This window comes from Olsenella sp. oral taxon 807, from assembly GCF_001189515.2.
In the GTDB taxonomy this organism is placed as follows: Bacteria; Actinomycetota; Coriobacteriia; order Coriobacteriales; family Atopobiaceae; genus Olsenella_F.
The window spans coordinates 2,601,161-2,612,657 of the sequence record NZ_CP012069.2 but is presented as its reverse complement, the minus strand read 5'-3'; the positions used below and the strand labels follow the sequence as shown (position 1 = coordinate 2,612,657).

General features: G+C 63.5%; 11 protein-coding genes. 6 read left to right on the top strand and 5 right to left on the bottom strand.

Features of this window, described 5'->3' with window-relative positions; genetic code table 11:
• Positions 1-122 precede the first annotated feature (122 nt).
• From ADJ70_RS11280 to ADJ70_RS11260, 5 genes are all read right to left on the bottom strand, one after another.
• Complete coding sequence (locus tag ADJ70_RS11280) at positions 123-1,577, bottom strand: ABC transporter ATP-binding protein (RefSeq protein WP_050341514.1); 1,455 nt, start codon at positions 1,575-1,577, stop codon at positions 123-125.
• The gene (locus ADJ70_RS11275; protein ID WP_050341512.1) at positions 1,574-2,365 is read right to left on the bottom strand and encodes an energy-coupling factor transporter transmembrane component T; all 792 of its coding nucleotides are present in this window, start codon (positions 2,363-2,365) and stop codon (positions 1,574-1,576) included. Before ADJ70_RS11275 ends, ADJ70_RS11280 begins: the two co-directional genes overlap by 4 nt.
• An 83-nt stretch (positions 2,366-2,448) precedes the next feature.
• Positions 2,449-3,060 (bottom strand): MptD family putative ECF transporter S component, encoded by a 612-nt coding sequence (locus ADJ70_RS11270; RefSeq protein WP_062393144.1) that lies wholly within the window; start codon positions 3,058-3,060, stop codon positions 2,449-2,451.
• A gap of 121 nt (positions 3,061-3,181) precedes the next feature.
• Positions 3,182-3,961 carry an AraC family transcriptional regulator gene (locus tag ADJ70_RS11265; RefSeq protein ID WP_050341510.1) on the bottom strand — a complete coding sequence of 260 codons (780 nt, stop codon included), beginning with the start codon at positions 3,959-3,961 and terminating at the stop codon, positions 3,182-3,184.
• A 1,272-nt stretch (positions 3,962-5,233) separates the two neighbouring features.
• Positions 5,234-6,526, bottom strand: coding sequence for an EcsC family protein (locus ADJ70_RS11260; protein ID WP_050341509.1), 1,293 nt, complete (start codon positions 6,524-6,526; stop codon positions 5,234-5,236).
• A gap of 63 nt (positions 6,527-6,589) precedes the next feature.
• Here ADJ70_RS11260 and ADJ70_RS11255 point away from each other — a divergent pair, with 63 nt between their 5' ends.
• The 6 genes from ADJ70_RS11255 (at position 6,590) to ADJ70_RS11230 (ending at position 11,447) form a co-directional block, all read left to right on the top strand.
• A complete protein-coding gene (locus ADJ70_RS11255; RefSeq protein ID WP_050341507.1) occupies positions 6,590-6,862 on the top strand; it encodes a hypothetical protein in 273 nt (90 codons plus the stop codon).
• Complete coding sequence (locus tag ADJ70_RS11250; RefSeq protein ID WP_050341505.1) at positions 6,859-7,773, top strand: ABC transporter ATP-binding protein; 915 nt, start codon at positions 6,859-6,861, stop codon at positions 7,771-7,773. Before ADJ70_RS11255 ends, ADJ70_RS11250 begins: the two co-directional genes overlap by 4 nt.
• Positions 7,773-8,564 carry an ABC transporter permease gene (locus tag ADJ70_RS11245; RefSeq protein WP_050341503.1) on the top strand — a complete coding sequence of 264 codons (792 nt, stop codon included), beginning with the start codon at positions 7,773-7,775 and terminating at the stop codon, positions 8,562-8,564. Before ADJ70_RS11250 ends, ADJ70_RS11245 begins: the two co-directional genes overlap by 1 nt.
• 1 nt (position 8,565) lies before the next feature.
• Positions 8,566-9,306 carry an ABC transporter permease gene (locus ADJ70_RS11240; RefSeq protein WP_050341501.1) on the top strand — a complete coding sequence of 247 codons (741 nt, stop codon included), beginning with the start codon at positions 8,566-8,568 and terminating at the stop codon, positions 9,304-9,306.
• 253 nt (positions 9,307-9,559) lie between these two features.
• The gene (locus ADJ70_RS11235; protein WP_172674500.1) at positions 9,560-10,756 is read left to right on the top strand and encodes a sensor histidine kinase; all 1,197 of its coding nucleotides are present in this window, start codon (positions 9,560-9,562) and stop codon (positions 10,754-10,756) included.
• Complete coding sequence (locus tag ADJ70_RS11230) at positions 10,749-11,447, top strand: response regulator transcription factor (RefSeq protein WP_050341497.1); 699 nt, start codon at positions 10,749-10,751, stop codon at positions 11,445-11,447. The genes ADJ70_RS11235 and ADJ70_RS11230 overlap by 8 nt, the downstream gene beginning before the upstream one ends.
• Positions 11,448-11,497: the final 50 nt, after the last annotated feature.

The window sequence follows — 11,497 nt, the reverse complement described above, 5'->3', positions numbered from 1 at the left end:
CCCTCTTTCCCAGTGCCGACCAGAAGGAAGCCAGCGCCAGCCCGGCAAGTCGGCGATCGTGAATTCATCGCATGCCTCGACCTCCGTGTTCTTGTGGTGGGCAGCATCCGAATCGGTGACTGCTAGAACAATGCCAAGATGGCGCTTCCCTCCAGATAGACGTCCATATCCGCAGACAGCTTGCCGTCGACCAGCTGAATAGCCCTCGTGCAGCACCCCATTACGAGCTCGCAGTCATGCGTGATGACGAACACGACCCTGCCGTCATCGGCCAGGGAGCGGATGAGATTTGACACTCTTCTCAGGTTCAGCCCATCAAGCTCGCTGGTCGGCTCGTCGAACACCATGATCTCGGAGCGCTTCATGAGGGCGACGCCTATCGTGACCCTCTGCTTCTGTCCTCCAGAGAGAGATGCCGGATGGCGGGACTCAAGCCCAGCGAGTCCCAGCCTCTTGCACACCTGCCTCATTCGCTCTCCTGCGTCGCGGCAGGCTTCCGCGCCGAGCATCAACTCGGCCTCCACGCTTTCCCCGAACAGTTGGTAGTCGGCGTCCTGCATGACGAAGTACGACATCCTCCTGAGGGATTTGGGAGACATGCGACGCCCGTTCACGGAGATGCTGCCTCTTGTGGGGCGCCGCAGCCCGCACAGGACGTTGGCGAGCGTCGTCTTACCGGACCCGTTAGGGCCGACGAGGGCAATCACCTCCCCGCCGCACGCCTTCAGGCTCACGCCCCTGATCACCTCGCGGTCCCTTTTGTATGAGAATGACACTGAGGAGATATCAAGACGCGGCAAAGACGTCACCTTTCGAGCGCCCTTTGAGTGAGCATGGCCGCACGTCGCCTGTCGTAGGCAATACCGTTCGTGCGTGGCGGGATCCATCGCCAGGAACTCGGCGTAAGACATCTCCGCCTCCTTCCTGCCGTCCATCATGACGACAACCCGGCCTATGAGATCGGAGAGGTAGCCGAACCTGTGCTCGACGACGACAACGGTCCTTCCCTCTTCCTTGAGGGTGCCGAGGACCTGCGCCAACCGTCTCGTCGACTCGGGGTCGAGGTTTGCTGACGGCTCGTCGAACACGAGAATCGGTGGCGAATACGCGTGCACGGAACCAATGGCGACGCGCTGCCTCTCTCCGCTCGAGAGGTCGAATATGCTGCGCTCGAGCAGCCCGGACACATCCAAGGCGTATGACGACAGGGCTATCCGGTCGAGCATCTCGTCTCGCGGAACCCCCATGTTCTCGCAGGTGAAGGCCATCTCGGACGTCGTGTCAGTGGTGAAGAACTGCGACCGAGGGTCTTGGAACACGCTTCCGACGGTGGAGGTGATCTCCTCGACCGTCATGTTGCGCATGTCCTTACCGTTGAGCTTCAGGCTCCCCGTCAGCTTTCCGCCGAAGAAACGGGGGATCAGGCCCCCGATGAGGCGGGCCACGGTGGTCTTGCCGCTTCCGGACGGCCCGCAGATCAACACGCACTCCCCTTTGGGGACACGCAGGTTGAGCGAGGAGACGTTTTGCGTCTCGGCACCCACATAGCGAAACGAGACGTTCTCTATTGAGATCACATGATCACCTGCCAGACCACGATTTCGCCGAGCGGCGTTGTGTTCCCTACGGCTACCAGGGCCGTAAATGCCACGAGGACGGCGAGGGCGACGGCGTCTCGTCCCCTCAGCCTGACATCTCTCACGCACGTGCGCTCGCGGCTGCTCTCTATGCCCCTGCTTATGGCCGAGAGGGAAAGCTCGTCCGCCACCTTCAGACACCTCATCAGCAGAGGCACCATGAGATGCTCGAGCGCAGCGAGCGGCCTTTTGAGCGCACCTGCGCCCGTCACCTCCAGTCCGCGCATTCTCAGCGCGTCGCGTATGTGGGAGGCCTCTCTGCCGATGGTGGGCGCATAGCGCAGGGCCACAGCGAGAGGAATCGTCGCCTCCTTGGGAAGGTGCGAGCGCTCCAGGGCGCAGATAAGCTCCCCGGTGCGGGTGCTCTGCACGAACCACGACACGAGCAGGAACACCGGGATGAACTTGACTAGCGTGAAGCCGATGACAAGGAGGATGGTGGAGAGAAGCGGCAGTCTGTATGCGGCAGCAAGGGCGAGAAGAAGATTCATGCCCGCATAGGCTGCAAGAGCCATGGCGGCCGCACGTCCGCTGCCGCCTGCGGCGGCAAGGGCGAACGCGGCGGCAGCTATCGCGAGCACGATCGCCTCGCCTCTTGCCATGAGGCACAACGCGCTCGTGACGATGATTATCACGAGCTTCGTGCGGGGGTCCAAGCCCTTGACCCCGTGCGGGATGGTGGATACCAGTCGCCGTATATCCTCAGCCTTACGTGTGTCAGCCGTCACGCTGGGCTCCTGGCATCACGGCTGGGCCAAGGCATTGCACACCCAAGGACTTGCGGTGCAGGCTGCCTTCCCACAGATGTCGCCTACTCCCCGACAAGGCCGGCGCGGATGAAGTGCCTGTGCAGCACCTTGCGTCCGATGACTCCGCCGACGATGGCGAGAGCCACGCCGATCGCTACCATCACGAGGAGCATGGGGTCGGATATGAAGGAGTTGAGGGCGTCGCTGTACTCTGCGGGAATCTTGTTGTTCCTCATCGTCAGGCTGAACGCGTCACGCAGAAGGACGATGGCGCCACAGTAGCCAAACGACAGTCCGGCGACGCTTAGCGCGTATCCGACGAGCATGCGCTTCGGGCTCCGGGGGTTTCCCCACATGACAACGTCTGCCAACACGCAAGAGAGGAAGAAGCACGTCACGGTGAACCAGAACGTGCCCATCACGAGGAAGATGAGGCCGTAGACCACGCCCGAGGTGGTGAACACCCCGCGCTTGGGTACCTTGGCGAGCATCAGCATGTAGATGATGCCGTTGGGAATTGCCGCGAACGCCGGGTAGAACGGGTTGGTGATGGGGGACAGCCCGCAGACGATCCCTATCACCATGCAGACGACCGCTGCCGTGCCACCAAGAACGCCGACAAGGATGAGGTCTTTGGCCGACATCCTATCAGCCGTCCTTTCAATCTGACTCATAGAGGCCTCCTTGATTCGCTTAGACCATTTGACCCCTATTTGATTGTTTTTAGTGGGTTGCATCAACCGAAAACGATTCGAAATCAACTCAAATTCGGTATTTTTGTTGAGACGGCCTCGGTCAGATGCTGCTCGGGGAGACGCCGTAGCGCTCTTTGAAGGCCTGTGAGAAATGACTTGGATTCGCATAGCCTACAGTCGCGGCTGCCTGCGCGACACTCATCTTACCGATCTCGATGAGCGTGCGGGCCCATTCAAGCCGGCACGATATCACGTACGCATGGATGGTAACGCCATAGGCCTGCTTGAAGGCACGCGAAAGCTTCGACTCGCTCAGGCACGCCATTCGGGCGAGCTCGGGATAGGTCGGCGGATCGATCAGCCTGGAGTCGAGGATGAGCTTCGCCTGCTCGACGGCTTCGCGGTCTGATCTGGGGATACCGTGGTTTTCCCGACGCCTGCCGGTGTCGAGCAGGGCAACAACTGAGGCCAGCAACTCGAGGATCTTCCCTTCGGCGTACAGCCTGCCGGCGCAGCCGACGAAGGCATTGTGGCGCAGGGAGGCCAAGGATGCCCTCATAGCGGGAGTCATGGGCGCCTCGAACCCATCCGCGCCATCCAGAGCGGCCCCGACATCGCCATCCGCGCTGTGCCGACCTGCCATGTCTAAGGGAACGTACAGGCTGACGAATTCGTATTCCAAGTCCTCAAGATAGCAGATGCTGTAGGATCCCCTGCCTCCAGACTGTATGAAGAGCGAGTCGGTATCGACTGATTTGGAGACCTGACGGGTGGTGGAACAGCTGGTGGCCCACTCGACCTCTGCTCCAACGCAGAATCCCACGCTGACCGATCGAGACGGCGCCTCATCAGAGAAGCTCACGCTTCTCGAGAACGACATGCGGTGCTCGCACGCAGCGATAGGACCCGAGGCTCCAAGCGAACGGATTCGACCGACGCCGACGTCCCGTGGAATGGGGAAATCAACCCAGCTACCTGAAACAGCGTCTCGGTGAGCCGAGTATATCGCGCCGCAGCCCTCGGAGAACTGCGGCGTCATTTGTTCCCTGTTTGCGAGTCCTCGAACCATGACCTCTCCCGCAAAAGTTAAACTTATCTAAATGATAGTATCACAGCATTCCTTATAAACGTGACTTTGGCAAGCAGGTCATCAACTACGATGGTGGCGCCAGCGGTGGTCCCAGCCCTGTCGTACTTCCGTGATGGCGGCTTTTGCCCTGCTGCGGGGCGCGGTAAGCCGACTGCCATAGCGTCCAGCAACTAACTTGCCTTGTTCGCCCCATCCGAAAGGAGGGTGTCTACGACGGGTCCCTTGGCCGTTGGGCCCATGTCCGACGGGTCCCGCCCCCGCACGGCCCGGCGTCCGCCTTCCCGAGGTGGCGCAGGGTCCTCTCCTCGGGCTCGTCCTTGCTCGAGACCCGGATCTGAGCGTGGCGTCTGGCGGGTCATCTTGGAGGAGAATCCCTCGACCAGGTTCGGCCAGGAGCCCTGCCCGTGCGTCAACATGCATGCGCGGGGATAGGGGGCGCCGCCGGCCGCTCTCACATGCGCGGCGAAGGGGGCTCTCGACGGGTCACGTCACGAGAGGGCGGGGCGCTGGGCCCGTTCGCGCCGACCTCCGCCGCCAACGGGCTGTACAGGGCGATCGAAGCCACGTGTCCGGTGGAGACTTCGCTCATCTGGGGTAGGGATTAGGGCAGGGAGGTTGCCGAGAGGTCGATCTTCTTGCCGTAGATCTCGAGGAGGTGCAGTCCTCACTGCCACTCGGTGGTGAACGTGCGGGGAGGAACGCTCAGGGGCGAGTGGCAGTGCGTTCCTCACTGCCAGACGGCATCGAGCGTACCGTATCGGTACGATCAGGGTCGAGTGGCAGTGCGACTGGTACGCTCGGGAGCGAGTGGCAGTGTACTTCACACTGCCACTCGGCGGTGAGCGTGCTGGGCAGCGCTCCGTACACTGCCACTCGGTGGTGAACGTACGAGACGGAACGTTCAGGGCCGAGTGACAGTGCTGGCCGGGACGGACTCCGAACCCGCAGCCGTTGCGCCGACGTCAAGACACCCCGGCCGGGGTGTGACCTGGACCTTACCCTTACCCGGAGACGACCCTTCGCAGGGGAGTCTCTTTACGGACAGGACGGTTTCTCGACTGGTCAGGATGATTTGTTCTGCGTCTCCTTAGCAAAAGGGGACTGCTCAATGAGCCTTTGCGCCCGCTCCTCCTTCTCGTTGATAAAACGCACGTGGTAGAAGATGTCCGCGAAGTTGAGGATCCTGCGCATCTGGGCGGTATCGAAGAGGGCGCCGAACCCTGCCCCGATGACAGGGACCATCTTGCCGACGGTCTTGAGCGACATCTTCTGTCCCACCTGGGCGAGTGCCTTCTTGAAGACGCCCGCCTCGAGGGCCTTTTGTCCGCCCCTCTCGACGGCCTTCCTCGCTGGCCCGTTGGCGAGCGCGCGGATCCGGGCGATGGTGAGCGCGGCACCCCCCTGCTCGACCATCGCCGCCCAGCCCCTCTTGGTTGCCTGCTTTACGGCGGCAGACTCGGCGTAGACGAGCGTCTTTCCAATATACTCGCTGATGACGTCGGTCCTCGTCTTTGGTGCGAGGGCGCTCTGGAACACCTCGCTGGCGATGTCGAGCTCGCCGGAGGGGCTGTCCTTGACGTCGTAGCCGTAGAACATGGCGACTGACTGGACCGCACGGAAGTAGATGAGCATGCTAAGGGCGAGGTTCGCGGGCAGGCCCCAGAAGCCGGCGGCGCCGGTGCCCCCACCCTCGACGAGCGCGATCCCCATGTGCTGTCGGCGCTCGCTTGCGGTCACCGCAGCGACGTCGTAGGCGCGCAGCAGGCAGATCTCGAAGAGCGAGGAGACCTTCTGCCCCTGAGCGCCCTCGTTGATGCGCCGGATCACGTATTCCCTGCTGACGCTCGCCCTGGCCGCCCGCCTCTCAAGATCGGCGAAGCCCTCCGCAGCCACCTTGAGGGCGCTGACCATGAGCTCCTGCCTCGTGAGACCGCTGAGACTGCCCTTGGCGACCTCTCCTACCTTGCCTGTGAGCGCCTTTACCTGGGCGGGTACTTTGTCGTTGAGCTGCTTTCCCGCTTTGGCGAGGGGGCCTGGCGAGGTGAGCTCCTCGTAGCGCCTCGTGAGCGTGCCAAGCTCGACGCGCTCACGGTCGTCGACCAGGGGCTTCGGCATCTCGTACGTGCCATCCTCCCCAAGAAGGTTGCCCTTGAAGCTGTCGCCGTACTCGCCGCCGAGCACCTGGTGTGCCCTCTTCGCCCTGGCCCGGATCGCTGCGACCCCGGCGCCTGTGACCTTGGCCGCCTTGGCCCTCGCCCGGGCCCTTGTGTCGACGGCCCGCGCCATGCCCCCCGCGAGCTTGCCGAGGGGGCCTACGCCGCCGTCCACCCGCTTCTTGGACAGCTCCTCTGGCATCTGCTCCTCCTTATCCCGGGTCTCGCATCCTTAAGAGGGGTGTGACTCCCGCGAGGCGGCCCGATGGATACCATTATCGACCTGCTCATCAGGCTCGCCTTCCTTGCCTCGGCAAACGGACTCTGCCTGCTGGCTGGGAGCGACTCAGCTGCCGGCGGGGTCTTGGCCATCACGCCTCCTTCCTCGACGAAGTTGGTGCGGATGTCGCTGGTCGGCCAGATACGGCCCCGCCGCTGTCACCCTCGGGTGTCAAAGCGGCAAATGGCAGCCGCGAGACGCTCGCAAGCTGAGACGATGCAGTCATACCGGACGGCGATCGGAAAGGAGTCGGTATGACACAAGAGGTCGCGGTCGTCACGCGGGGTCTCACCAAGCGCTATGGGGAGTCCACCGTCGTGAGCGACCTGAACATGGTGGTGCCGCGCGGGGCGGTGTACGGCTTTCTGGGACCCAACGGGGCCGGCAAGTCGACGACGATGAAGATGTTGCTGGGCCTGGTTCACCCCACGTGCGGGGGGGCACAGGTACTCGGGGTTCCCATGACGCCCGAGAACCGCCTGGAGCTGCTGCGCAACGTGGGCTCGCTTATCGAGAGTCCGAGCTGCTACCCCCACCTCACGGCGCGGGAGAACCTCGAGATCGTGAGCGAGCTGCGCGGGCTTCCCGCAGGCGAGATAGACGACGCGCTCAGGATCGTCCGCCTTGACGGTCCGTCCGCCCAGAGGAAGCGGGTCGGACACTTCTCCTTGGGCATGAGGCAGCGCCTGGGCATCGCGGCGGCGCTCATGGGAAAGCCGCCGCTGCTCCTGCTCGACGAGCCGACGAACGGCCTGGACCCGAGCGGCATCCACGAGATCCGCGCGCTCATCAAGAGGCTGCCGCAGATGCTTGGCACCACGGTGGTGGTGTCGAGCCACCTGCTTGCCGAGATAGACCAGATGGCCGATTACGTGGGTATCATCAACAAGGGCCGCATGGCCTGGCAGGGTCCCATGGCAGACCTGCACGCCCAGGGCAGGCGCTGGCTCGCGCTGCGAACGACAGACAACGCCGAGGCGGCACGCGTGCTGGAGGGCGTCGTAGCCGATGGCAACTGGTTGTGCGTGGGGGCTGCGGATGATGCGTCTGTGGGACAACTCAGCCTTGGCCTTGCCGGTCGGGGCATTGGCATCGTGAGGCTGGAGGAACGCAGAGAGTCGCTCGAGGACATCTTCCTGCGTCTTACGGGCATGGAGGTGACGTTGTGATGGGCGAGAGGTACGCCCTCACCCTGAGTGAGGGCCAGGGGCTTGCCCTCGCCTCTGCCCTCAGACTCGAGCTCAAGAAGCTTCGCCACAAGCGTCTGTGGCTTATCGCGCTTTGCATGGTGGCCATGCAGCTCCTGTGGCTGGGCCAAGGCTGGTTTGGCCACCGTGGAGGAGGTACGACGCCAGGTTACCCTGCCCTGCTTTTGCAGGCGCCTGCGCTCAACGCCGTGTTCCTGCCGCTGCTCTCCACCGTGATCGCCGCGACGGTGTGCGACGTCGAGGCTGGCGGCGACATGCTCAAGTCTCTGCTTACCCTGCAGCGGGCGGGCAGCCTCTTCTGGACGAAGCTGCTCGTATCGATGGGCATGCTGGCGATCGTGGTCACGTTGCAGGAGGCGGGTCTTGTGGGCATTGCCGTCGCCGCCAAGCTCGACGCCATTCCCGCCCGTGAGCTTGCCATCTATTGGGTCTCGACCTTTGTCGTCTGCGTCTTCTGCGCCTCCCTCGCGCAGGCGCTTTCGCTTCTGGCGGCCAACCAGTTCGTGCCCATGGTCACGGGCGTGGCACTCTCGTTCTTTGGGTTGTTCTCGATGTACTTTCCAGAAGCCATCATGCGCATGGTGCCGAGTGCCTACTTTGGCCTGCTCTCCACGGTGGGTGTGAGCATGCAGGGTGGGGTTGCCACCTACGTTTCCCGACCGTGGGCGTGGGGGTATGCCGTCGTGCTCATTGTTGCGACGGCGCTGCTGTCTGTGCTTGCGGCTCGTGCCTTCTCGAGAAAGGAGCTCTAGCATGCTTGGCTCATGTGTCCGCGCGGAGTTCATGAAGCTTCGCCGCTCACCCATCTGGCTTGCCTACCTGCTGCTTCCCGCATTCTCATGTTTCATCGGCAGTGTTAACTACTCGGCAAACCTCGAGGTCCTCACGCCCGGCTGGGAGAACCTCTGGACCCAGCAGACGATCTTCATCTGCTATTTCTTCTTACCGCCCCTTTTGGGTGTGGGCTGCTCGTACCTGTGGCGCCTGGAGCATGCGGGTGCAAACTGGAATGGCCTCATGTGCGCTCCGGTATCCCCAGGTTGCGTATTTGGCGCCAAGCTCGTCGTGGGCGCCGTGCTTTCTGCCGTGAGCTTCGCCTCCATCGCCGCGTTCTATGTGGTAAGCGGCGTCGTGCTCGGCGTGCCGGGCACGTTCCCTACAGCACGGATCGCGCTCTACCTGGGACTTGGATTTCTTGGCAGCCTGGTCATCGTCGCATTCCAGCTCGTCGTCTCCATGCTGGTTCGCAGCTTTGCGGCCCCGGTGGGCGTTGCGCTGGCGGGTGGTATCGCAGGGCTCGTCGCCACGCTGGCGGGTGCCGGCAACGTCTTCCCGTATTCACTCGTGCAGACGGCGATGAACTCGAACAACCTCGTGGACCTCTCGATGGCGACGATCATCCAAGTCTCGCTGTTCTCGATCATGTATGTGGCGCTTGCCTGCGCCTTCGCCACGCGACGCCTTTCTCGCCAAGACATCGTGGCCACGGCGTAGGAGGTGCCGAGCGCGAGCTGTGATGCGGTGGTTTCGGTAGTTTGCAGCGTTCATATGGAGTGCAGAGGGCGGGCGGTCACAGGGCGGTGACAGAACTACGATGCAGGGCGAAGGGCAGGCGCCTGGCGACCTGCGGCGCACAGGATTGACGCAGGGCTGTCTTGGGGCGTGTGCGGCTGAGAGGAACCGGCGGGCTGCATCCGCCGACAGTGGCCCTCGTAAGGCCGACGAATCGGATGTGGGGAGTATGGGCATGGGTAAGGCGGGTGTGGACACGGCCCTTGGCCGCAGGCTCGCCCGGTGGCGACAGGTGCCGTCGGGCAGGCTCGTCGCACCTGTCGCCTGTGCGCTCTACGAGGTCTTCTTTCTCACGCGCTACATCTCCCTTCCTGATGGGCCGCTTACGCCCACGGCGCTTCTCGCCCTGCTCTGCATCACGCTGGCGAGCACGATCGGCGTGTTCTTCCGCTACCGCGCACCCTTTGCCATCGTGGTGCTCGAGTCGCTGCTCACGCTCTGCTCGGAGATCACATTCCTCACGTTCGTGCCCCTGTGCATGGCTGTGTTTGCCGTGATCGCAAAGGCCCGACCCGTCAAGGGCCTCGTCGGCGGCGCGCTCGCCTTTGTGGCGGTGCTGCCCGAGGCGATCGCGGGGGGCTTCGCCGGAAACGCGATCATCCGCAGTTGCCTGCTTACGGTCGCTGTGGTGGGTGGCCTTGTCTCCCGCATGCAGAGGGCCAAGCGCGAGGCGATACAAGAGATCGAGCGGGAGCACGCCTCCCGAAGGCGCGCCGAGCGTCGAAGTCGCATCGCCGGGGAGCTCCATGACTCGGTGGGGCATGACCTGACGGCCATCATCGCACTTGCGGAGGGCCTCTGTGAGTCAGACGATGAGGACGCGAGGCGGGTCTCGGCCCTGATCGGCAAACTCGCGCGATCGGGACTCGCGGACACGAGGAGCGCCGTGCGTGCCATCTCGGCGCCCATCGACGCTGACCCCGCAGGATCGTCCGCGCCGTCACGAGGCGATGACCTTCATGACCTCGACGAGCTCAGGGCCTGCATGGACGACATCCGCGCAACGGGTATTGCCGCAGTCTTGACCACCTCAGGCAAGCATCCGAGCGACGAGGGACAAGACGACCTGTGCTTCCGCATCGCCCGAGAGGCCGCAACCAACTCCATTCGCCATGGCAGGTCAGTGACGCGCGTCTCTGTGGCGCTCGACTTTGACGACGAAGGCTCTTGCACACTTACCGTGCGCGACGATGGGTGCCACCCGAAGACTCCCGCAAGGGCGGGGTTTGGGCTCTCTCGCCTTCAAGATGAGGTCGAGCATGTGGGTGGGACATGGCGTGCCGGCCCTGCGCGGGACAGGGGATGGGAGGTTGTCGCGACCGTTTTGCGCTTTGGCCGCCGCGACACGGGACAAGGGGACTTTGATGCCTGAGGATACGCGGGTGGGCGAGCCGATCAGAGTGATGATCGTCGATGACCAGGAGCCGGTGAGGGTGGGCATAGGCCTCATGATTCGTCGAGACAAGGGTATGCTCGTGTCACTCGAGGCAGAAAACGGCCAGCAGGCGCTCGATAGGCTGGCAAGAGCAGCAAAGCTTGGGATAGCGCTGCCGGATGTGGTCCTCATGGACGTGCGCATGCCGGTCATGGATGGCATCGAGGCGACGGCGCGGATCGCGGGAGCGTATCCGCGCGTGAGCGTCCTCGTCCTGACCACCTACGACGAGGACGACTACGCCTTTGGGGCTCTCGACGCCGGTGCGTCGGGCTTCCTTCTCAAGGACGTGAGGGCGGTCCAGCTGCGCGACGCCATCAGGGCGGTCGCGGCGGGAGACGCCGTGCTCACCCCGCGCATCACGCGCGAGATGCTCAAGCGGGGCGTGCGCCGCGCTGAGCAAGGTAGCGAGCGAGAGAGGCTGAGGGCGCTGTTTCGCAGGCTCACCAAGCGTGAGCGCGAGATCTGCTCCCTCGTGGCAGATGGCCTCTCGAACGCTGAAATCGCCGAGAGGCTCGTTATCCAGCCCGCCTCGGTCAAGCGTGCCGTCACGCGCATACTCGCTCGGACTGGCATGCGCGACAGGGTTCAGGCCGCCGTGGCGTGGCACAAGGCAGGCATGTCGTGACTGGCTGGTAAGGGCCAGCCTTTCGCGGACCGACGACTCCAACGTTGTCG